19 protein-coding genes are annotated in these 22,296 nt (G+C 73.6%); 10 read left to right on the plus strand and 9 right to left on the minus strand.

Translation table 11 applies throughout. From position 1 onward, the window contains the following. Positions 1–61 precede the first annotated feature (61 nt). Together GA0074692_RS28005 and GA0074692_RS28010 are read right to left on the minus strand one after the other, a co-directional pair. Positions 62–1,018, minus strand: coding sequence for a GNAT family N-acetyltransferase (locus GA0074692_RS28005; RefSeq protein ID WP_091649566.1), 957 nt, complete (start codon positions 1,016–1,018; stop codon positions 62–64). A 198-nt stretch (positions 1,019–1,216) separates the two neighbouring features. Further along, entirely contained in the window at positions 1,217–3,838 is a 2,622-nt protein-coding gene (locus GA0074692_RS28010; protein ID WP_091649570.1) for a S8 family serine peptidase, read from the minus strand. Between the two features lie 66 nt (positions 3,839–3,904). On the opposite strand from GA0074692_RS28010, the gene GA0074692_RS28015 reads away from it, so the two are divergent. Further along, positions 3,905–5,734: a glycerol-3-phosphate dehydrogenase/oxidase gene (locus GA0074692_RS28015; protein WP_091649574.1), complete on the plus strand. Its 1,830-nt coding sequence runs from the start codon at positions 3,905–3,907 to the stop codon at positions 5,732–5,734. A gap of 77 nt (positions 5,735–5,811) precedes the next feature. Here the strand turns inward: GA0074692_RS28015 and GA0074692_RS28020 are convergent, their stop codons facing one another. After that, on the minus strand, positions 5,812–7,212 hold the full coding sequence (locus tag GA0074692_RS28020) for an FAD-binding oxidoreductase (protein WP_091649578.1): 1,401 nt from the start codon (positions 7,210–7,212) through the stop codon (positions 5,812–5,814). Between the two features lie 58 nt (positions 7,213–7,270). After that, a complete protein-coding gene (locus GA0074692_RS28025; protein ID WP_091654203.1) occupies positions 7,271–7,915 on the minus strand; it encodes an HD domain-containing protein in 645 nt (214 codons plus the stop codon). 127 nt (positions 7,916–8,042) lie between these two features. Here GA0074692_RS28025 and GA0074692_RS28030 point away from each other — a divergent pair, with 127 nt between their 5' ends. Both GA0074692_RS28030 and GA0074692_RS28035 read left to right on the plus strand, forming a co-directional pair. After that, positions 8,043–9,266 (plus strand): FUSC family protein, encoded by a 1,224-nt coding sequence (locus GA0074692_RS28030; RefSeq protein WP_245730488.1) that lies wholly within the window; start codon positions 8,043–8,045, stop codon positions 9,264–9,266. A 177-nt stretch (positions 9,267–9,443) separates the two neighbouring features. Next, positions 9,444–10,937, plus strand: coding sequence for a PrsW family intramembrane metalloprotease (locus tag GA0074692_RS28035; protein WP_091649586.1), 1,494 nt, complete (start codon positions 9,444–9,446; stop codon positions 10,935–10,937). Between the two features lie 36 nt (positions 10,938–10,973). On the opposite strand, the gene GA0074692_RS35065 is transcribed toward GA0074692_RS28035, so the two are convergent. Together GA0074692_RS35065 and GA0074692_RS28040 are read right to left on the minus strand one after the other, a co-directional pair. After that, positions 10,974–11,141, minus strand: coding sequence for a hypothetical protein (locus GA0074692_RS35065; protein WP_176738615.1), 168 nt, complete (start codon positions 11,139–11,141; stop codon positions 10,974–10,976). 102 nt (positions 11,142–11,243) lie between these two features. After that, a complete protein-coding gene (locus GA0074692_RS28040) occupies positions 11,244–11,582 on the minus strand; it encodes a GroES family chaperonin (protein WP_091649589.1) in 339 nt (112 codons plus the stop codon). A 107-nt stretch (positions 11,583–11,689) separates the two neighbouring features. Between GA0074692_RS28040 and GA0074692_RS28045 the strand changes: the two genes are divergently transcribed. Then, positions 11,690–13,057: an AI-2E family transporter gene (locus GA0074692_RS28045; protein WP_091649591.1), complete on the plus strand. Its 1,368-nt coding sequence runs from the start codon at positions 11,690–11,692 to the stop codon at positions 13,055–13,057. 13 nt (positions 13,058–13,070) lie between these two features. Here the strand turns inward: GA0074692_RS28045 and GA0074692_RS28050 are convergent, their stop codons facing one another. Next, positions 13,071–15,272 (minus strand): ATP-dependent DNA helicase, encoded by a 2,202-nt coding sequence (locus GA0074692_RS28050; protein ID WP_425413405.1) that lies wholly within the window; start codon positions 15,270–15,272, stop codon positions 13,071–13,073. 65 nt (positions 15,273–15,337) lie between these two features. Between GA0074692_RS28050 and GA0074692_RS28055 the strand changes: the two genes are divergently transcribed. Then, positions 15,338–15,844, plus strand: a complete 507-nt coding sequence (locus GA0074692_RS28055; RefSeq protein ID WP_091649594.1) for a DUF402 domain-containing protein — start codon at positions 15,338–15,340, stop codon at positions 15,842–15,844. Between the two features lie 85 nt (positions 15,845–15,929). Here GA0074692_RS28055 and sigJ read toward each other — a convergent pair whose 3' ends face one another. Then, entirely contained in the window at positions 15,930–16,850 is a 921-nt protein-coding gene (sigJ, locus tag GA0074692_RS28060) for an RNA polymerase sigma factor SigJ (RefSeq protein ID WP_091649597.1), read from the minus strand. 145 nt (positions 16,851–16,995) lie between these two features. On the opposite strand from sigJ, the gene GA0074692_RS28065 reads away from it, so the two are divergent. The 3 genes from GA0074692_RS28065 (at position 16,996) to GA0074692_RS28075 (ending at position 19,704) form a co-directional block, all read left to right on the plus strand. Beyond that, a complete protein-coding gene (locus GA0074692_RS28065; protein ID WP_176738616.1) occupies positions 16,996–17,940 on the plus strand; it encodes a PPK2 family polyphosphate kinase in 945 nt (314 codons plus the stop codon). A 121-nt stretch (positions 17,941–18,061) separates the two neighbouring features. After that, the gene (locus GA0074692_RS28070; RefSeq protein ID WP_091649603.1) at positions 18,062–18,688 is read left to right on the plus strand and encodes a DUF47 domain-containing protein; all 627 of its coding nucleotides are present in this window, start codon (positions 18,062–18,064) and stop codon (positions 18,686–18,688) included. 5 nt (positions 18,689–18,693) lie between these two features. Next, entirely contained in the window at positions 18,694–19,704 is a 1,011-nt protein-coding gene (locus tag GA0074692_RS28075; RefSeq protein ID WP_091649605.1) for an inorganic phosphate transporter, read from the plus strand. Positions 19,705–19,784: 80 nt separating this feature from the next. Here GA0074692_RS28075 and GA0074692_RS28080 read toward each other — a convergent pair whose 3' ends face one another. After that, positions 19,785–20,762 carry a Gfo/Idh/MocA family protein gene (locus GA0074692_RS28080; protein WP_091649607.1) on the minus strand — a complete coding sequence of 326 codons (978 nt, stop codon included), beginning with the start codon at positions 20,760–20,762 and terminating at the stop codon, positions 19,785–19,787. A 110-nt stretch (positions 20,763–20,872) separates the two neighbouring features. Here GA0074692_RS28080 and GA0074692_RS28085 point away from each other — a divergent pair, with 110 nt between their 5' ends. Continuing rightward, on the plus strand, positions 20,873–21,463 hold the full coding sequence (locus GA0074692_RS28085) for an NUDIX hydrolase (RefSeq protein WP_091649610.1): 591 nt from the start codon (positions 20,873–20,875) through the stop codon (positions 21,461–21,463). Next, positions 21,460–22,293: an NUDIX hydrolase gene (locus tag GA0074692_RS28090; protein WP_091649613.1), complete on the plus strand. Its 834-nt coding sequence runs from the start codon at positions 21,460–21,462 to the stop codon at positions 22,291–22,293. The genes GA0074692_RS28085 and GA0074692_RS28090 overlap by 4 nt, the downstream gene beginning before the upstream one ends. The last annotated feature ends 3 nt before the right edge of the window (positions 22,294–22,296 follow it).

Here is a 22,296-nt window from a genome sequence, read left to right on the forward strand (position 1 = left end):
ACGGTAGGAGGTCCACGGCACGGCCCGAGGCCGAACGAGATTATCCGCGCCGATACCCGCTTTACGCGTCAGCGGGAGTTATGTCCTTTCGGTAGAGCAGAAAAACGCGTTCGATCCGGGCGCCCACGCTGCCCGCGTAGAACGGCACCGGCCCCACCCAGCCGATCTGGGCGCGTTCGATTCCGGCGGCCCGCTGGTCACGCAGGCACCGCCGGAGCAACACGCCGCCGATTCCCGAACCGGCCGCCGCCGGGTCGGTGCCCATCGGCCCGAACCAACTCGGCCGGGACGACCCCCACGCGGCGAAACCGACCACCGTCCCGTCGCGCCACGCGACGTGACACCCCGCACCGGTACGCCCCACCGAGCCGGCCAGTTCGGCGTCCCACACCCCGCCGAACGTGTCGCGGGCGAACGCGGTCAGCGCCGGAAGGTCCGCCGGTTCCGCCCGGCGCACCGTCACGCCTCCGGCGGCGAGCCGCCGCTCCGCCTCTGCTGTGGAGCGCAACGCCGGCGAGTCGTCGTACGACAGGTCAGCCGTCATGTTCCAGGCGGTCCGGTCCTGCCGGTAGCCGAGCTTCAGGGCCGCGCAGACCGCCGGGGTGTAGCGCACGTCGACGCCCGGCCAGGCGTAGTACGGCGGGTTCCCGGCGAACAGCACCTCGCGTGCGCCCAACTCGGCGAGCCGCCGTTCGGCGTGCGCCAGCAGGGCCCTTCCGACCCCGCGCCGCCGCTCCTCCGGGGCGACCACGACCAGGTCCACGCACCCGTACCCGGCACCGGGCGGCTCCGGTTGCCCCGGAACGGAACAGACCAGCGCGCCGACCAGGGACGTCCCCCGGACGGCCAGCAGCCCGACCACCGGCCGGTCGATGCGGGCCCGCCGGTACACGGTGTCCACGATGGCCTCGGCCTCGTCGGCGTCGCCGGCCAGGTCGAGCCCCCGGCGGCAGAGCGCGACCACCTCAGGCAGCCGCGCGGTGGTCAGCTCGGTCACGCTGATCCGCTCGTCGTCCATGGTCGCCGACCCTAGGCCACGCCGAGGCACGAACGGCAGCCGCTACACCGGCCGCACCGGCGGCGATGAGTGCGGCGGCTGCGGTACGTGCTGGACGGCCATGGCCGGGCAGGCGTCGTGGGTGGTTGGGTGTCTAGTGGTGGTTGCAGGGGACCCTTCCTCATCAAAAAGCGGTAACAGGGGACCCCTGCTCACACCTCATACCCCAGCGGCGCGGACGGCGGCGTAGGCGTCGACCAGGCCGGCTCCGGCGATGTTGGCGGTGTCGCCGCAGTCGCCGGACGGTGACGCCCCGACCGGGGTGGCGGTCTGCCGCAGGATGCTCCGGGTCCGGTCCAGGTCACCGACGAGCGCCGGGTTGGCCGACCACATCAGCGCGACCACGCCGGCCACCTGCGGGGTGGCCATCGAGGTGCCGTCCAGGACGGCGTACCCGCCGCCGGGCATCGCCGAGCGTACCGCCGCGCCCGGCGCGACCAGGTCCGGCTTGGCTGCCCCGGAAACCGGCCCCCGGCTGGAGAAGTTGGTGACCTGGCGACCCCGGTCCACCGCGCCGACCGTGAACACGTCCGCGTAGGGGGCTGGCGGGTCGTCGATCGAGCCGCAGTACGGGCCGGTGTTGCCGGCGGCGGCCACCACGAACAACCCGGCCGCGTCGAGGGCGGCGGTGGCCGGCCGCAGCACCTGTGGATCGCAGCCCTCGATCGTCGGGCAGCCCCACGAGTTGGTCAGCACGTGCGGGGCCCGTTCCGGCCGGCCGTCGCTGAACGGGTCACCGCCGGGCGGGAAGGGTGCCAGCATGAACTGGAGACAGTCCAGGTAGTGCGCCGGGTTGCCGAGGTTGCGGTCGAGGTTCACGCAGCCGGTCCAGTTCGCGCCGGGCGCGACGCCGATGCCGTTCCGCCCCACCGCGCTGCCCATCGTGTGGGTGCCGTGCCCGCCCTTGTCGCGGGGGGAGCGGCTGCCCTCCCACGGGTCGTACCAGGAGTCGTCGCCGCCCCGGAAACCGGCCGCGAGCGTCGGGTGGCCAGCGTCCACTCCGGAGTCCGAGCTGCCCACGGTGATCCCGGCGCCGTCCACGCCCAGTTCCGACCAGACCCGGTCCGCGCCGATCAGGCGGATGTTCCACTCCGGACCGGTCGGCGCGGCGGCGTCGCCCCGGCTGGTGCCGGCCGGTGCGGGCAGCGGCCGCAACCGTTGGCTGACCAGCACCCGGTCCACCTCGGGGCGGCTCGCCAGCCAGGCCCGTACCGCCGGGCCGCCGTCCACCTCGATCGCGTTGACCAGGTAGTACGGGGTGTGGGCCAGCCGTAGCCGGTCCAACTGGCGGCGCAGGTCGGCTTGGGTCCGCTCGGCGGTGTCGACCAGTCGGCGGTAGACCTCCCGGACCCGGGCGTCCCGGCCGGCAGCGCCGGTGGTGACGGGGACACTCCGAAGGTCCGCCTGCTCCCGCAGCACCACCAGGAGGCGTTCACCGTGCAGGCCCGGCTGGCCGGGGACGGCGTACACCAGGCCGCCCGCCACCAGCAGAACCGCGACAGCCGCCACGGCGACCCGCCGGCCCGGCACGCGGCGCGGCAGCAGCAGGCCGTACCCGATGGCGAGCAGGAGCGCGACGGCCAGGCCGGCCCCGGCGGTGACCGCCACCCAGAACGGTACGTCCCGGGTGGTGCTCAGCAGCAGGCTGACCTCCTCCGGGTCGGTGAGGGCCAATGGACCGAACACGCCCAGTCCGACCAGCCAGCGCACCGGGGCGCGTCCCGCCGGCCGGCCCCGGGGATCGGTGGGGGCCTGGAGCGCGCCGAGCAGAAACCCGGCCGGCGGCAGGGTCAGCAGCATGGCGAGCTGTGCCCCGGAGTGACCGGTCCCGGCGCCGAGTAGCAGCAGTGTCACGCCGGCCACCAGGCCGCCGGCCAGCACCAGCAGCGCCGGGCGGGTGGGCCGCCCGGCCCCGAACCGGGTCCAGAACCCGACGTCGAGCAGGACCCCGGCGAGCGTGCCGACGGCCGCCGCGGCCAGTGCCGCGAGCACCGTCTCCAACAGTCCGCCGAGGGCACCCAGCCAGAGCCAGGGCAGCAGCAGAACCAGCCCGGCGGCGACCGCCAGCGGGGTGACCCCGGCGGTCCCGCCCCGCCGGCCCGCGCCGGCGCCCCGGCCGGCCGTCTCCGTCTCCCCGCCCGGTCCCGCTTCCCCGCCCGGTCCTGCCTCCCTGGCCGTTCCCGCCGGCCCCGCGCTCGCAGGTGGGCCCGCCGGTGGCGTGCCGCCGGCCGGGGCAGGCGGTCCCATGCCGCCGGCCGGACCGGTGGGCCCGGGAGGCGCGGCCGGGTACACCGCGCGGGCGTGGTCGGTCGGGTCGGTCGGGGTGCCACCGTCGGCCGGGAACGGGCCGCCGGGGCGGAGCAGGCGGGCGGCGACCAGGGCGGACACCGCGGCGACGGCGGCGAGCGCGGCGAGGTACGCCTCGTGGTGCACCGCCGGAACCATCCGGAGCAGTCCGAGCAGGCCCAGTGCCACCGCCCCGACCAGCCAGGCCCGGCCGGCGGCGCGGGCCGCCCCGGAGCGGGGCACCAGGGCCAGCAGCAGCGCCGGCACCCCGACCGCGACGACGGTGACCAGCGAGACGACCGGCCAGAGCCAGACCGGCCGGTGCAGCCCGCCGGCAAGCAGAACCTGCTCGGCGAACCAGCCGACGATCTGGGGGAGCACGGCCACCGCGACCGTCCAGCAGCCGACCAGGACGGCCGCGACCACCGCCAACGGCCCGGACCGGGGCGCCGCCGTCGGGGGTACGAACGGACCGGGCGAGTACGCGGGCTGCATGACCGTACGGTACGCAGGCGGATCCGGGGTGTCCCGCCAGCCGCCTGTGGCGGTTACCGTGAACGGGTGCGTGACCCCAACACCTCCCGTGCCGTGGCCGCCCAGCTCTCGCCCGTCCGGCGGGTCGACGACCTGCGTCGGCTTCGCGCCGAGCGGTTCGACGTCCTGGTCATCGGGGGCGGGGTGACGGGTGCGGGCGCCGCGCTGGACGCCGCGTCCCGGGGCCTGAAGGTCGCCCTGATCGAGGCGCGGGACTTCGCGGCCGGCACCTCCAGCCGGTCCAGCAAGCTGATCCACGGCGGCCTGCGCTACCTGGAACAACTGGAGTTCGGGCTGGTGCACGAGGCGCTCACCGAGCGGGGGCTGCTCGCCACCCGGCTCGCGCCGCACCTGGTCCGTCCGGTGCCGATCCTGGTGCCGCTGCCCGACGGCGGCGGGGTGCGCGAACTGCCGGCCCGTGCCTGGCGGCGGGCGTACTACGGCACCGGCGTGGCCGCGTACGACATCTTCGCCGGCATCTTCGGTGGTGGCCGGGGCATGCCGCTGCACCGGCACCTGACCCGGGAGGGCACCCGGCGGGCCTTCCCCAGTCTGCGGGTCGACAAGCTGGCCGGCGCGATCCGCTACTTCGACGGCCAGGTGGACGACGCCCGGCTGGTGGTGACCCTGGCCCGCACCGCGGCGAGCCTCGGCGCGACGCTGGTGACCAGCGCCCGTGCGGTCGGCCTGATCCGGGAGGCCCGGGAGGTGACCGGCGTACGGGTGCGCGACCTGGAGGCGCCGCCCGGCTCGCCGGACGCCGAGTTCGAGGTACGCGCCCGCACGGTCATCGCCGCCACCGGGGTGTGGAGCGACGACATGTCCCGGATGCTCAACGACGTGGGGCTCCGCCCCGGCATGCGGGTCCGTGCCTCCAAGGGGGTGCACCTGGTCGTGCCCCGCTCGGCGATCACCGGCGAGACCGGGCTGATCCTGCGGACGCCGACCTCGGTGCTCTTCGTCATCCCGTGGGGCGGCCACTGGATCATCGGCACCACCGACACCGACTGGCGGCTGGACCGGTCGCACCCGGCCGCCTCCGCACGGGACATCGACTACCTGCTGCAACAGGTCAACACGGTGCTGGACAAGCCGTTGACCACCGACGACATCGAGGGCGTCTACGCCGGGCTGCGCCCGCTGCTCTCCGGTGAGGCGGACTCCACCTCCAAGCTCTCCCGGGAGCACGCGGTGGTCGAGCCGATGCTCGGGTTGCTCCTGGTGGCCGGCGGCAAGTACACGACGTACCGGGTGATGGCCGCCGACGTGGTGGACCGGGCCGCCCGCCGGCTCGGCAACGTCCGCCCGTCGCGCACCGCCGACCTGCCGCTGCTCGGCGCGGACGGGTACGTGGCGATGTGGCGGGACCGGGCCGACCTGGCCCGCCGGCACGGGGTGCCGGTGGGTGTGGTGGAGCACCTGTTGGAGCGGTACGGCAGCCTCACCCTGGACCTGCTCGCCCTGATCGCGGCGGACCCGCTGCTCGCCGCGCCGCTCGCCGGTGCCCCCGAGTACCTGGCCGCGGAGGTCACCTACGCGGCGCAGGTGGAGGGCGCGTTGCACCTGGAGGACGTGCTGACCCGGCGTACCCGGATCTCCTTCGAGACCAGCCACCGGGGACTGGAGTCGGCGGAGCACACGGCCGAGCTGATGGGCGCGGTGCTCGGCTGGGACGCCGACGTGCGGGCCCGCGAGGTCGCGCACTACCGGGCCCGGGTGGAGGCGGAACGGCAGTCGCAGCGGATGCCGGACGACGCCACCGCCGACGCGGCCCGGCTCGGCGCGCCCGACGTCCGGGGCTTCGCCGCCGACCGGGGTGTGGAGATCGACCCGACCGGCCTGCCCGCCCCACGCTGACCGGCCGGCCCGATGTCGCGTCGGCCAGCCTGTCCGGTGCCGCGCTGACCAGGCTGTCTGCCCGGTCAGGCGGTGGGTCAGAACACCTTGCCCGGGTTGAACAGGCCGTCCGGGTCCAGCGCCGACTTGATCGCCTGGTGCACCCGGACGCCGACCGGACCGATCTCCCGGGCCAGCCACTCCCGCTTGAGCAGGCCCACCCCGTGCTCGCCGGTGCAGGTGCCGCCCAGCTCCAGGCCGAGCCGCATGATCTCGTCGAAGGCCCGCCGGCCCCGTTCCAGGCTGGCCGGGTCGGCCCGGTCGACCACGATGTTGGGGTGCAGGTTGCCGTCCCCGGCGTGCCCGACCACGCCGATCGGCACGTCGCACTCGGCGGCGATCCGGGCCACCCCGTCGAGCAGGGCGGCGAGCGAGCCGCGCGGCACCGCCACGTCGTCGATCACCAGCCCGCCGTTGCCCTCCGGGTACGCGCGGGCGGCGAACGCCTCCATCGCGGGATGCGCCAGCCGTCGTGCCTGGAGCAGCGCCGCCGCCTCCACCGCGTCCGTCGCGACGTACACCTCGGACGCGCCGGCCGCCTCGCAGACCTTCGCCAGCCGGGCCAGGTCTTCTGCGGCCCGGGGACCGGTGTCGGACGCTGCGAGCAGCAGCGCCTCGGCGTCGGTCCGCAGCCCCATCGGCTGGTACGCCTCGATCGCCTGGAGGTGGGTCCGGTCGAGCAACTCCAGCAGGCTCGGGCTCAGCCCCTGGGCGGCGATCCCGGCGACCGCCGTGCCCGCGTCGGCGGTGGAATCGAAGACCGCGACCAGGGTCAGCGACTCCTCCGGGGCCGGCCGCAGCGCCAGGGTCACCTCGGTGACCACCCCGAGCGTCCCCTCCGAGCCGACGAAGAGGCGGGTCAGGTCGTACCCGGCGACGCCCTTGGCGGTCCGCCGCCCGGTGCGCAGCACCTCGCCCGAGGCGAGCACCACCTCCAGGCCGAGCACGTACTCCGTGGTCACGCCGTACTTGACGCAGCACATGCCACCGGCGTTGGTGGAGACGTTGCCGCCGATGGTCGACGACTCCCAGGAGCCCGGGTCAGGCGGGTAGTAGAGGCCCTGCTTGCGTACCGCGCCGGCCAGGGTGGCGTTGACGACCCCGGGCTGCACCACGGCGATCCGGCTGACCGGGTCGATCTCCAGGATGGCGTCCATCGCCGTGGTGCTCAGCACCACCGCGCCGTCGACCGCGTTCGCCGCGCCGGCCAGTCCGGTCCGCGCGCCCTGCGGCACCACCGGTACGCCGTGCCGGGCCGCCGCGCGGACCACCGCGACCACCCCGGCGGTGTCCCGGGGACGGACCACGACCAGCGGCGTACCGGCCGCGCAGAGGTCGGCCTCGTCCCGCTCGTGCATGCGGAGCAGGTCCGGGTCGGTCAGTACGGCGTGCTCACCGAGCGCGGCGCGTAGTTCGTCGAGGAGCGGGGTGGCGGGCATGCAGGAGAGGGTAGCGGCGGCCCAGCGCGCAGGCCACCGGCCAACTCCGGCCACCCGGTCAGGCTGGCCCGGCGGACCGTAGCGCGGCCAGCTCCCGGGTCAGGTTCGCCCGGGCCGGGACCTCCCACTGCCGGGCCAGATCGGGCAGCCGGAACAGGGCCGGCAGGGCGAGCAGCCCGGCCAGCACCCGGGCCCGGCCGGCCCGGAACGCCGGTTCCGGCACGTGTGCGTACTCCCGGCGGACGCGGGCGGCGTAGTCGTCGTACCGGTGCGGGTCGGCGGCGAGGATCGCCAGGTCGGCGTCGCAGAGCAGGGCCCCGTCGCGGTCGTCGGCGGCGACCGCGTGCCCGGCGGTGAGCAGTACCAGCCGGTGCACCTCGGCCACCGCCCCGGCCGGGATCCCCAACCCGGTGAGCAGGCGGTCGGCCAGCGCGGCGCTGTCCCGCTCGTTGGCGTCCCCGGCGGCCCGCGGGTCGTAGACCGCGTCGTGGCACCAGGCGGCGAGCCGTACCAGGTCGGGCCGGTCGGCGTGCCCGGCGTACGCGTCGACCACGTCCAACACGGCGGTCAGGTGTGCGACGGTGTGGTAGTGCCGCTGCGGCTCCCGCCAGCGGGTGAGCAGGTCCGCTCCGGCCCGGGTTAGCGCGTCCGCGTCCGGGGCCCCCGCCGCGTGGGCAGTCGCCCGCCACCGTCGCACCAGCATCTCCACGCCGACGAAGTCTGCCGTACGTCCACCCGGCGGGGGAGAGCAGGATTCACCCGCCCCGGCGCGGGTAGTCCCGGCCATGGCCGTTGCCCGTAACCGTCGCCGTGCACCCTGGTGGCAGAGCATGGGGCTGCGGGACGGGCTGGTCGACGTCGACACCGCCCGGATCGCCGGGGCGATGTCCGAGCTGCGACACCGGGGCCGGGCCACCCTCAGTGACCGCCTGCACCGGCTGCGCAGCGTCATGACGCTCGCGTTGCAGGCGGGGCTGGCGGCGGCGCTGTCCTGGTGGGCCGTGCACGATCTACTCGGCAGCCCGCAACCGGTCTTCGCGCCGATCTCGGCGGTCGGCACGCTCGCCGCCTCGGTGGGGCAGCGGTTCCGCCGGACAGTCGAGTTGATCCTCGGGGTGGCGATCGGCGTGTTCATCGGCGACGTGCTGATCTACTTCCTCGGCAGCGGGGCCTGGCAGCTCGCCCTGGTGGTGGTCCTCTCCATCACCATCTCTACCTTCCTCGGTGCCAGCGCCTCGGTGGTCATCCAGGCCGCCGCGACCGCCGTGCTGATCGCCACACTCAGCCCGTCCACCCAGAACCTGGAGATCCCCCGGTTCATCGAGGCCATCGTCGGCGGTGGTATCGCGCTGCTGGTGACGGCGGTGCTGCTCCCGCTCAACCCGCTCCGTGTGATCAACCGGGCGGCCCGCCCGGCGCTGGACCTGCTCGCCGAGCAGCTCGACCGGACGGCCGAGGGACTCCGCGACCGGAACCGGGGTCTGTGCCAGCGGGCGCTGGACCGGCTCCGGGCGAACCAGCAGGAGCTGGCCGCCTTCACCGAGGCGATCGAGGGGGCGAAGGAGACCATCACCATCTCCCCGGCCCGCTGGCACCGGCGTGACGAGCTGGTCCACTACGCCGAGGCCGCCGAGCCGATCGACCGGGCGATGCGCAACAGCGGCACGCTGATCCGCCGGTCGGTCACCCTGATCGAGGACGACGAGCCGGTACCCGATCCGATGCCCGACGCGGTCTGTCACCTGGCCGAGGCGGTCCGGCTGCTGCGGCACGAGTTCGCCGTCGGAGCGGAGCCCCAGGACGCCCGGGAACGCTCCCTGCGCGCAGTCAGCGAGGCCGGTCGGGCGTATGGGCAGGGGGTCGGTTTCTCCGGCAGCGTGGTGGTGGCGCAGGTCCGGACCACCGCCAGTGACCTGCTGGTGGCCTCCGGTCTGGAGCAGGAGGAGGCCAACCGGCTGGTCCGCGCCGCCTTCGGCGAGCCGGAACGGCCGAGCGAGCCCCCTGCCGAGGGGCACGCCCCGCCCCGGCACCCCACCGCGCCACCGCTGCCCTGACCGGGGTGGGCTGGGGTCGGGTGGGGTGGGGTGGTAGGAGGGGTCCCCTGTTCCTCAAAATGCGGTAACAGGGGACCCCTCCTACCACAGCAGCCGTCGAACGGCCGGCCGGATGACGTGCGTGTCGATCAGCCCTGATCGTCTGCGCCCGGGTGCCCCCGCATCGCGGGGTGCCGAATGCGTCCGGCCGACGCGGTGCCGGGTGGCTACGCTGACCGCATGGCCGACACCCCGTCCGGCGGAGCCACCCCGGCTGCTCCGCCGCCGCCGAGCCCCGCCCTCCCCCCGTCCGGTGGGCCCCCCGGCATGCCCATGCCGTCTCGCCGCCGGCCGTGGCTGCGGTACGTGGTGCTGGCCGTGACGATCCTGTTCATCGCCGCCTGCGCGGTCTTCATGCTCTTCACGCTCGGCCAGAGCCTGGGGGTGGAGGCGCTGCTGATCGGCCTGGTCGCCGCGATCCTGCCGGTGCCGGTGCTGATCGCCTGTTTCCTCTGGCTCGACCGGTACGAGCCGGAGCCGCTGAAGTACCTGGTCTTCTGCTTCGCCTGGGGAGCGTTTGTCTCCACCGCTGCGTCGATCAAGGTCAACGGGTTCTTCGCCGACCGGTTCGCCGACTGGGGACTGCCGGACACGCTCACCGCCGTGTTCAGTGCGCCGTTCATCGAGGAGTTGACCAAGGCGCTCGGCCCGATTCTGCTGCTGGTCTTCCGGCGGCGGGAGTGGTCCGGTATCACCGACGGGCTGGTCTACTGCGGGCTCTCCGCGGTCGGCTTCGCCATGGTCGAGAACATCCTCTACCTGGGAGGGCACGGCTACCGTACCGGCGTCGAGCAGTACGGTCCGGCCACCGGCGCGCAGATGGTCCTGATGACGTTCATCGTCCGGATCCTGATCTTCGGGTTCGCCCACCCGCTGTTCACCGCGATGACCGGGGTGGGGCTGGGCATCGCCGCGCGTACCGCCGACCGCCGGGTACGGGTGCTCGCCCCGATCGCCGGGCTGCTGGTCGCGATGATGCTGCACGGCGCCTGGAACTTCCTGCCGTCGCTGGCCCTGGCCACCGGGCAGCCCCTGGTCGCCCTCTACGGCTACATCGGGGTGATGGTGCCGATCTTCTTCGGCATGGTCGGCCTGGCGGTCTGGCTGCGCGCATGGGAGGGGCGGCTGACCGAGCGCATCCTGCCCGACTACGTCCGCGCCGGCTGGCTCACCCCGCCCGAGGTGGCCGCGCTGGGCAGCCTCGGTCGCCGGCACGCGGCCCGGACCTGGGCCCGCCGGGTCGGGGGCGACCGGGCGGTGAAGGCGATGCGCGGGTACCAGTTCGCCGCCACCCGGCTGGCCCTGCTGCGCGACGGCATGCGCCGAGGCCTGGACGTGCGGCCGGCCGACCGGTACCGGACCCTCGACGAGGAACGGCACCTGCTGGGCACGATCAGCGCGTACCGGTCGTTCTTCGTGGGCCGGGACCCGCAGGCCCCGGTCGGGATCTGGGACGGGCAGCGCTACCACCTGCGTTTCCCGGACGGACAGCAGCGGCCGGTCGACCCGCCGGACGAGCCGGTGGTGCCGATCCCGGTAGTCCTCGCGCCGCCGCCCCCGCCCCCGGCGCACTTCCCCGGCTGGTACGGCCCGCCCCCGGCCGCGCCCTGGCCCCCGGCCGGGCACCGCTGACCTCGGTGGAGGTACGCCGGCCACACCACCGCAGCGTCAGGACGCCAGGCTGCTCAGGAAGTCGCCCAGACCGGAGAAGATGGCCATCAGGCCGACCCCGATGGCCTTGAACATGTCCGCTGCCCCCTGCGGCCGGAACGCCATGAAATAGATCAGGAAGGCGACGCTTCCCCAGATCAGCAGCTTCTTCACGAAAACCGGCATCGTCCCTCCCCAGGGCGTGGACGTGCCTGGCTTCCCGCCGTTCCCGGACGCAAACGACACCGACCGGGCCGCGCGGCCCGGTCGGTGGGGAGAAACCTCGAACTACAGGTACAGCCCGGTGGAGTCCGGTTCGACGCGCTCGGCGGCGACGGCGTGCACGTCCCGCTCGCGAAGCAGGACGTAGCCCCGGCCGTGCAGTTCGACCTCGGACCGGTCGTCGGGGTCGAAGAGCACCCGGTCCCCGGAGACGATGGACCGCACGTGGGGACCGACGCCCACCGCCGTGGCCCAGGAGAGACGCTTGCCCACCGCCGCGGTCGCCGGGATCACGATGCCGGCGGTGGAGCGGCGCTCGCCCTCGTTCCCCTCCAGCCGCACCAGCACGCGGTCGTGCAGGAGGCGGATCGGCAGCCCGGAGTCGACATTCTGGTCAGCGGTCACGGGGGGAACGCTACCGTGTCGGGGCGCGGGCACCCGCTGGTGGTTACCGCGTGCGGCGTCGGGGCAAGCTGGGGCGGAAGCGATCCACGTGGCGTCGGTGACGGTTCATGTTCACCGGTTACGGTGGGTCGACAGATGGTCAACAGGAGGTGCGCGTGAGCCGCTGGGAACGGGTACGCGGACGACTCCGCCGCGCGTACGCGTCGGGACGGGACGCGGTACGGGCGGGCCGGGACCGCCACCGCACCCGGCTCGGTTCCGTCCGGTCGGACGGGTCGGCGCGGGGGGTCGCCTCGCCGGAGGACCCGGGTCCGGCCGCGCCGCAGTCGGCGGTGGTGGTCGGCGCGGAGACTCCGGCCGCCGTGCACCCCTCCACCACCAGCCGGGACGACGCCGACGTGCCGCACGCGCTGCGGATCGCCGCCGCCTGGTCGTGGCGGCTGCTCGTCGTCGGCCTCATCGGCTGGGCGCTGCTGAGGTTCGTCGGCCAGGTCCGCATCGTGATCATCCCGTTGGTCGTCGCGTTGCTGCTGTCGGCGCTGCTCGCGCCGGCCGTGGGCTGGCTGCTGCGGGCCCGGTTCCCCCGGTCGCTGGCGACGGCGGTGGTGCTGGTGGGCGGGCTGGCCGCGGTGGTCGGCACGCTGACCCTGGTGGTCAACGAGTTCATCAAGGGCGTCCCGGAGTTGAGCGCCAAGTCCTCCCAGGGAGTCCGGCAGATCCAGGACTGGTTGAAGACCGGACCGCTGCATCTGAGCGACAGCCAGCTCGACCGTGTCATCGACGACGGCCAGCAGTGGGTGAACGACAACACCAACCAGCTCACCAGCGGCGCGCTCTCCACCGCCGCGACCGTCGCCGAGCTGCTCACCGGCGCCCTGCTGGTGCTCTTCGCGACGTTCTTCTTCCTCCGGGACGGGCGGCAGATCTGGCGGTTCCTGGTCCGGCTGCTGCCGGTCGCTGCCCGGTGGAAGGTCGACGACGCCGGCCAGGCGTCCTGGGCGACCCTGGTCGCCTACGTCCGCGCCACCGTGCTGGTGGCCTTCATCGACGCGGTCGGCATCGGCGTCTTCCTCGTCATCTTCGACGTCCCGTTCGCGTTCCCGCTGGCGGCGCTGGTCTTCCTCGGCGCGTTCATCCCGATCGTCGGCGCGACCCTCTCCGGCGCGGTCGCGGTGCTGGTGGCGCTGGTCGACAGCGGCCTGGTCACCGCCCTGATCATCCTCGGTGTGGTGATCGGTGTGCAGCAGATCGAGGGGCACATCCTCCAGCCGCTGATCATGGGCCGGGCGGTGGCCATCCACCCGCTCGCCGTGATCATCGGTATCGCCGCCGGGGTGGTCCTCGCCGGGATCACCGGCGCGCTGGTCTCGGTGCCGCTGATCGCGGTGCTGAACACCGCCGTCCGTCGGCTCGCCGCCCGGACCGTGCCGGACACCCCGCCGGACGCTGTAGTGGTCGCCGCCAAGGCCCCGTAGCTTCGGCGCGCGCTCAGGAGCGGCCGAGGCGTTCCAGGGCGCCTCGGGCCACCTCCGGGCGGGTGGTGTACCAGAAAGGTGGCAGTGAGCGGCGCAGGAACGACCCGTACCCACGGGCGGTCTCCAGCCGGGAGTCCAGCACCGCGACCACGCCCTTGTCGCCCGTCGAGCGGATCAGCCGGCCGACGCCCTGGGCCAGCCGGATCGCGGCGATCGGCACGCTGACCGCCGCGAAACCGGACCCGCCGCTGGCGTCCACCGCCGCCGCCCGAGCCGCCGCGAGGGGTTCGTCCGGACGCGGGAACGGCAACCGGTCGATCACCACGAGCTGGCAGGAGTCGCCCGGCACGTCCACGCCCTGCCAGAGCGACATCACTCCGAACAGGCAGCTCGACCGCTCCTGTTTGAACCGGCGGACCAGCAGCGGAAGGGACTCCTCGCCCTGGAGCAGGATCGGCAGGTCGGTGCGAGCCCGGAGCAGCTCCGCCGCCTGCTGCGCGGCCCGCCGGGACGAGAAGAGCCCGAGAGTACGGCCACCCAGCGCGCCGACCAGCTCGAGCAGTTCCTCGCCGGCCGCCTCGGGCAGCCCGGAGACGCTGGGCCGGGGCAGGTGCGCCGCCACGTAGAGGATGCCCTGCCGGGCGTAGTCGAAGGGGGAACCCACGTCGAGCGACCGCCAACCCGGCCCCTCGGTCGCCGGCTCCGCGGCCCCGGCCGGCGGGGCGTTAACAGCAGCCCGGTCGGTGCGCTGACTGGCCGTGGCCAGGGCCTGCGCGGCGGGGGAGGGCGGGGTGGCCGCTGGGGCCTCCAACCCGAGGGCACGGGCCACCGTGTCGAACCGGCCGCCCAGGGTCAGGGTGGCCGAGGTGGCGACGACGGTGCGCTCGTCGTACAGATGGGTGGCGAGGGTGCCGGCGACGGAGAGCGGCGCGACCACCAGGGCCCGCCGCCCACTGGTGTCCGACTTCTCCACCCAGGCCACGTCGTGGTCGGCCTCCTCCAGCAGCCGCTGGGCGGTGGTGGAGAGTTCGTCCAGCACCGCCTTGGCCTGCTGCTTGCGGACCGGGTCCGGGTCGTCGGCCTTGACCTCGCCGATCGCGTCGAGGGCCGCCCGGGTCGCCGCGTCCAGCAGGGTGCACGCCTCGCGCAGCGGCCCCGGCAGGCCGTTGGTGATCCGTCCGGCGGGTGCCTCGGTCAGCGCGACGGCCAGCGCGTCCCCGGCCTCGCCGAGCGCCTCGGCGGCCTCCGGCTTGAGCAGCGGCCGGGCCCGCTTGGCGGACCGGTCGATCAGCTCGGGCACCAACTCGGCCTGGGACGCCGAGGAGACCCGGTCGGCCAGCTCGTGGGCCTCGTCGACGATCAGCAGCTTGTGCGGCGGCACGATCTGCCGGCCGGCCAGCATGTCCACCGCGAGCAGGCTGTGGTTGGTGACCACGATGTCCGCCTCCCGCGCCCGGGCCCGGGACGCCTCGGCGAAGCACTCCGCCCCGAACGAGCAGCGGGACGCCCCGACGCATTCCCGGGCCGGCATCGACACCAGCCGCCACGCCTGGTCGTCCACGCCCGGGTCGAGTTCGTCGCGGTCCCCGGTGTCGGTCTCCATTGCCCAGTCCCGCAGCCGCTGGACCTGCTTGCCGAGCCGCCCCGCCTCACCGAGCCACCGGGTGCCCCCGCCGGAGTTCGCCGGTGCGGCGTCGAAGAGGGTGTCGACCGGCTCGTCCTCGGTGGAGCTGTCCAGCCGGGCCAGACAGAGATAGTGGTGTCGTCCCTTGAGGACGGCGAAGGTCGGTTGGCGGCCGAGCAACGGCTCGACCGACTCGGCGAGCCGGGGCAGGTCGTGCTCGACGAGCTGGGCCTGGAGGGCGAGGGTGGCGGTGGAGACCACCACCGGCCCGTCCACGGTCAGCGCCGGGGCGAGGTAGCCCAGGGACTTGCCGGTGCCGGTGCCGGCCTGCACCAGCAGGTGCTCACGGGCGGTGACGCACTCCTCGATCGCGGTGACCATCTGCTGCTGACCCGGCCGGGCCGACCCGCCGGGCACCGCCCCCACGGCCGCTTCGAGCAGCTCCGCGCCGCTCGGCCGGGCTCCTCGGCGTCGGGTGCGGGAACTGGCGGAACCGGTGGCGGCGCGCGGCGGAGTCACCGTGCGACCGTACCGGTCGACGGCGACAGCGTCCGCGCCGATCAGTCCGTGGCGGAGGTCACCGTCCGGAATCAATCAGTGTCAGGCGGTTCTTTCCCGGAAGCGCCGGTTGGGGGGTTAGGGATAGGCTGCGGGTCATGCCGAGCGACGTGGTGCGTGTGATCTACCAGAAGTACGACGGCAGCGCCCACCGCGACTACCCGGCCCGGCGGCTCGCCGAGGACGACCTGGGCGTCTGGCTCGGCGTCACCGCTGGCACCTCATCGATCTACCACGGTCGACCTTCGGTGGAGCAGATTCCCTTCGTCCTGCTGGTGCCACACCACGCCTGGTGGACGGGGATGTTCAACCCGCCGCCGCGGACCAGCGAGGTCTACTGCGACATCGCCAGTCCGGCCCGATGGGAGGGCGACGACACGGTCCACCTGGTCGACCTCGACCTGGACGTGGTGCGGCGGCGGGCCACCGGCCGGGTCGAGCTGCGCGACGAGGACGAGTTCGCCGAGCACCGGGTCCGGTACGGCTACCCGCCGGACGTGGTCGCCGAGGCGGAGGTCGCCGCGCGCTGGCTGCTCGGGGCGCTGGGCGACGGCACCGAGCCGTTCGCCACCTCGTACCGGAAGTGGCTGGCCCTGGTGGTCTGAGCCCGCCCCGCCCTTCGGCCGTGGTGGTTTGAGCCCGCCCCTCGGCCGTGGTGGTCTGAGCCGCCGTCGGGCTGACGGATCGGCCTCACAGCGGGGGCAGCCGGGTCAGCTTCTCCGGGTTGAGCAGGTTGAACAGGCCGGTGATCCGGCCGTCGTGCACGGCGAACGACACCACCATGCGGATCGTCCGGCCGTCCCGGTGGAGGGCCTCGCCGTACACGCCCACGGTGCCGTCGACCAGGGCCCAGCGCAACCGTGTCCGGCCCCGGTAGCGGCCGTCCGGGCCGTAGACGCCGAGCAGGAAGCGGGCCACCGCCGCCGCGCCGACGATCGGCCGCCGGGTCGCCGGGACGTAGCCGCCGCCGTCGCCGATCAGCACCACGTCGGGGGCGAGCACCCGGAGCAGTTCGGCCAGCTCGCCGGTTTCGACGGCGGCCTGGAACGCCTCGACCACCCGCCGCTGCTCGGCCCGGTCGGCGTGGTGCCGGGGTACGCCGTCCGCGTCGACCGCCCGCCGCGCCCGCGAGGCGAGCTGCCGGGCGGCGGCCGGGGTGGTCCGGAGCACGTCCGCGACCGTGTCGAACGGGACGGCGAAGACGTCGTGCAGCACCAGCGCCACCCGCTGTTCCGGGGTGAGCCGTTCCAGGAGCACCAGCAGCGCGGTGCCGACCTGTTCGGCGCGGGCGACCCGCTCGGCCGGGTCGGGCGCGAACCCGTCCGGCAGCGGGGTGACCACCGGTTCGGGCAGCCACGGCCCCGGGTAGCTCTCCCGCCGGTGGCGGGCGGAGCGGAGCACGTCCAGGCAGATCCGTGCGCAGACCGTGGTCAGCCAGGCGGGCAGCTCGCGTACCTGAGCCCGGGCGGTCGGGTCGGCGAGCGCGTCGGCGCAGCGTAGCCAGGTTTCCTGGACGGCGTCCTCGGCCTCGGCGCGGCTGCCGAGCATCCGGTGCGCCAGCGCCGTCAGGTGCGCCCGTTCCGCCTCGAACTCGGTCGCCAGGTCGCCCACGCCGCCTCCTCGTGCCGGTCGATCCCCACCCTGCCCTACCGGGTTCGACGCGGACGGCCGGGGGGTGGTGCGCGGTCCGGGCCGCGCTGGGCCCGTAGGCGGCGCTCGACGGGCGGGCGGCGATGGGTTGGGTGATGATCGCAGGATGAGCCCACCCGAAGTGTCCGACATCGTCCCTCCGGCGGGCGGCGGGATCCGGCACTGGCTGCGGGTGGCGCCGGCCGCCACCCCGGTCGACCTCGCCGCGATCAACCCCCGGGCGACCCCCGGCCTGCCCGACCCGACGGTGACCGGCCCGGACCGCAAGTCGTGGAGCCGTGAGCAGGTACGCCTGGTCGGCGCGGAGTTGGCCCGCCAGCAGGAGATGCTCTTCGCCTCGGTCAAGGTCGACCCAGCCGACGGCCGTCGGGTGCTGCTGGTGCTCCAGGCGATGGACTGCGGCGGCAAGGACGGCACGGTGAAGCGGGTGGCCGGGGCGATGAACCCGCTCGGGTTACGGATCACCTCCTTCGGGCCACCGACCGACGAGGAGTTGCGGCACCACTTCCTGTGGCGGATCCGCCGGGCCGTGCCGTCCGCCGGGCGCGTCGGGATCTTCAACCGCTCGCACTACGAGGACGTGCTGATCGGCCGGGTCGAGGCGCTGGCTCCGGAGGAGATCCTGCGGGAGCGCTACGACGAGATCAACGCCTTCGAGCAGGAGCTGGCCGCCGAGGGGGTGACCCTGGTGAAGGTGATGCTGCACATCTCCAAGGACGAGCAGCGGGAGCGGCTGCTGGAGCGACTGACCGACCCGCGCAAGCACTGGAAGTACGACCCCGCCGACGTGGCCGCCCGCGCCCGGTGGGACGACTACCAGGCCGCGTACGCCGAGGCGCTGTCCCGCTGCGCGACGGAGGCCGCGCCCTGGTACGTGGTTCCGGCGGACCGGAAGTGGTACCGGGACTGGGCGGTGGCGCACCTGTTGCGTGAGACGTTCGCCACCCTCCACCTGGGGTATCCGCCGGCCGCCGTCGATCTCGGTCGGGAACGGCGGCGACTGATGTCCGGACGGGCGGATCGAGGTGAACGGCGGGTGAACGATGCATGAATGACGTCCGACCAGGGGTAGGCCGGCATTTTCCAGTCCCTGTTCCTTCCCTAGCATGCGCTGGGCAGTGCCTCTCCCGGAGCGCCCGCCACCCTTCCATCGACACGACGAGGTCCGTGCTGTGAAGTTTTCCTTCCGCCCCTCCGAGGGTGCTTTCTACGAGCTCTTCACCAGGGCCGCGCAGAACCTGGTGCGGGGTACGGAGCTGCTCAACGAGCTGGCCCTGCCGGGCGTCGACGTCCAGTCGGTCAGCGAGCGACTGACCGAGGTCGAGCACGACAGCGACCAGATCACCCACGAGCTGTACAAGAAGATCAACTCCACCTTCGTCACCCCCTTCGACCGGGAGGACATCTACCGCCTCGGGTCGCTGCTGGACGACGTGATGGACCACCTGGAGGCGGTCGGCAACCTGCTCTACCTCTACGGCCTCACCAAGCTGCCGTCGCTGCCGCGTGAGATGCACGAGCTGGTCAACGTCCTCGACCAGCAGGCCCGGCTGACCGCCGAGGCGATGCCGCGACTGAAGGCGATGAAGGACCTCGAGGACTACTGGATCGAGTGCAACCGGCTGGAGAACGACGGCGACCAGGCGTACCGGATGCTCCTGGTCCGCCTCTTCTCCGGCGAGTACGACGCGCTGACCGTGCTGAAGATGAAGGAGGTCGCCGACGAGCTGGAGGCCGCCTGCGACGCCTTTGAGCACGTGGCCAACACCGTCGAGACCATCGCGGTCAAGGAGTCCTGAGCCCCGTGGATTTCAGCCCCGAACTCGTCGCCGTGCTGGCGGTGATCCTGGTGGCCCTGGCGTTCGACTACACCAACGGCTTCCACGACGCCGCCAACGCGATCGCGACCAGCATCTCCACCCGGGCACTGACCCCCCGGGTCGCGCTGGCCATGGCCGCGGTGGGCAACTTCATCGGCGCGCACTTCGGCGCCGAGGTCGCCAAGACCGTCGGCAGCGGCCTGGTCAAACTTCCCACCGGTACGGCCAGCCTCGGCATCGTCTTCGCCGGGGTGATCGGCGCGATCACCTGGAACCTGATCACCTGGTACTTCGGGCTCCCGTCGTCCTCCTCGCACGCGCTCATCGGCGGCCTGGTCGGCTCGACCCTGGCCGCCTCCGGCACGGTGCTCTGGAAGGGCATCGGCGAGGACGTGGTGATCCCGATGGTGCTCTCCCCGATGGTCGGCTTCCTGCTCGGCTACATCGTGATGATCGCCGTGCAGTGGATCTTCCGGAAGGGGCACCCGGGCAAGCTCAACCGGGGCTTCCGCTGGGCGCAGACCGCCTCCGCCGCCGCCATGTCGGTCGGCCACGGCATGCAGGACGCCGCCAAGACCATCGGCATCGTGGTGCTCGCCCTCTACGTCGGCGGCTTCCAGGACGATCCCGGCTTCATCCCGGAGTGGGCGTTCTGGACCTCGGCGGCGGTGCTCGCCGCCGGCACGTACGCCGGTGGCTGGCGGATCATCCGTACCCTCGGTCGCCGGATCATCGACCTGAAGCCGCCGGAGGGCTTCGCCGCCGAGACCGTTGCCAGCGGCGTGCTCTACTTCAACGCCCTGGTGCTCGGCGCCCCGATCTCCACCACCCACACCATCACCAGCGCGATCATGGGGGTCGGCGCGACCAAGCGCCTCTCCGCCGTCCGCTGGGGCGTGGCCGGCAACATCGTCGGCGCGTGGATCCTCACCTTCCCGGCCGCCGGCAGCATCGGCGCGATCATGTACTTCCTGGCCCGCCCGTTCTTCAGCTAGCCGCGGGGTTTTGGTGGTTGCAGGGGACCCTTCCTACCGTATTTTGATGAGGAGGGGGCCCCTGCAACCACCCCAAACGGCTACGGCCGGGCCGGGTACTCGACGCCGATCAGGGCGCGGACGTCGTCCAGCAGGCCCATCACCTCCAGGGTGATCGCGTGCGGCACCAGCGGGCTCTCCAGCAGCCCGTCGGCCAGGCAGCGCTGCACCTCGACCGCCTCGTACTGGTAGCCATGGCCGACCAGTTCGGTACGGACCGTCTCCGGCTCCCGGCCGGACCGGAGCAGGGTCAGCGAGTCCGGCCGGAAGAACAGCGAGGGCAGCTCGATCCGGCCGGCGGTGCCGGTGATCGAGGCGGTCACCGGGGTGGCCCCGAGTAGGCCGCAGCTCAGCGTGGCGACCGCCCCGGAGTCGTACCCGAGGACGATGCCGGTGTTCTCGTCCACGCCCTCCGGGCTGATCTTCGCCCAGGCGCGGACGTGGTCCGGCATGCCGAGCAGTAGGTGGGCCAGGCTGACCGGATAGATGCCCACGTCCAGCAGGGCCCCGCCGCCGAGCGCCAGGGCGCGCAGCCGGCCCTCCGGCGGGAACGGCCCGGCCATGCCGAAGTCGGCCCGTACGTTGGTGACCGTGCCGATCGCCCCCTCGGCGACCAGCTCCACCAGCCGCAGGATCAGCGGGTTGCACCGCATCCACATGGCCTCCATCAGGAAGACGCCACGGGAGCGGGCGGTCTCGACCAGTTCGGTGCTGTCGGCCAGGTTCAGGGTGAACGGCTTCTCCAGCAGCACCGCTCGGCCGGCGTCCAGGCAGGTCATCGTGGCGTCGTAGTGGGCGGAGTGCGGCGTGGCGACGTACACCACGTCCAGGTCCGGGTCGGCGGCCAGCTCCGTCCAGGAGCCGTACGCCCGAGGCACGCCGTGCTTCGCGGCGAAGCGCTCGGCGCCCTCGGCGGTACGCGAGCCGACCGCGACCAGCTCGGCGTCCGGCACCAGCGTCAGGTCCTCGGCGAAGCGGGCGGCGATGTTTCCGGTGGCCAGGATCCCCCAACGTGTCATGCGCCCGCACGCTAGCGCAGCCCCGCCCGGGTGATCCACCCCCGCCGGGGACGACGGGTGCGGGGAAAAGTCCGGTGCGTCCTGGGTCGCTCGTTTGTAGGGTCGGGCGCATGTCGGTTGCCGCCAAGGTCAGGCCAACTGCCCGCGTCGTGCTCCTCGACGAGAACGATCAGCTCCTGATGCTCAGGATCCACGACCCGTCCGCGACGCGCGGGCCGAACCCGCTCCCGGCCGACTTCTGGCTGCTCGTGGGCGGTGGGGTGAAGTCAGGTGAGAGCTACGAGGAGGCGGCTCGCCGTGAGGTGTTCGAGGAAACGGGTATCCGGGACGTTTCCCTCGGCCCGTGTGTGTGGACGCAGGAGAAGCTCGTCGTCAACCCGACGGGCGAACCCGAACTGGTGCGCGCCCGGTTCTTCGTCGGCCGGGTTCCCGCTGGCTCGTTGATCGACTTCGCCGGTCACGAGCCGCTCGAGGCATCGACGATCACGGGCTACCAGTGGTTCACCCGGGAGGAGATCCTCGCGCGAGAAGCCCGGGAGACGTTCCTGCCGCCGCGCCTCGGCAGCCTGCTGGGCGATGTCCTCAGCGGCGACCTGGCCGATCCCGTCTCGCTGACCGAAGCCCTCCCGGCAGCGCCCGCCGGGACCGACGCCGTCGGCGGGGAGCGACCGGCGCGGCGGGGAACTAGGCTCGCTCCATGACGATCGACAGCGGCAGTTTTCCCGCCCCGGCCGCGCTGGTCGAGCACGCCCGCCGGTTCCGCGCCGAGGGCGGCGCCCCGGCGGTGCCCCGGGTCGCGGCCACCGTGCTGCTGCTGCGCCCCGCCGATGACGGCTTCCAGGTGTACGTGATCCGCCGGGTCGCCGCGATGGCCTTCGGCGGCGTGTACGCCTTTCCCGGCGGCGGCGTCGACCCGTCCGACGCGCAGGCGCACCCGGGCTGGGCCGGTCCCGAGCCGGCGGAGTGGGGCCGGCGGCTGGGCGTCGTGCCGGAGGCCGCCCGGTCGGTGGTCTGCGCCGCTGCGCGCGAGGTCTTCGAGGAGGCGGGCGTGCTGCTCGCCGGCCCGGACCCGGCGACCGTGGTCGGGGACGTCAGCGGCGACGACTGGGAGGCCGCCCGGGTCGACCTGGAGAAGCGGCGGACGCACTTCGCCGAGTTCCTGACCGGTCGGGGGCTGACCCTGCGGTCTGACCTGCTGCTGCCGTGGTGCCGCTGGATCACCCCGGAGTTCGAGCCGCGCCGCTTCGACACGTACTTCTTCGTGGCCCTGCTGCCGGAGGGGCAGCGGACCCGGGACGTCTCCGGCGAGGCCGACCACACCATGTGGATCCGCCCGGCGGACGCGCTGCGCCGCGCGGCGGCGGGTGAGCTGACCATGCTCCCGCCGACCCTGCTCACGTTGAAGCAGGTGGCGGCGGCCGGCGACCTGGCCGACGTGGCCCGGCTCGCGGCGGATCGGGACGCCGCCACCCCGATCACGCCGCGCCTGGCCGACCTCGACGGCGACGCCCCCTACTTCACCCTCGACTGACTT

This window comes from Micromonospora pallida (genome assembly GCF_900090325.1).
Lineage (GTDB): Bacteria > Actinomycetota > Actinomycetes > Mycobacteriales > Micromonosporaceae > Micromonospora > Micromonospora pallida.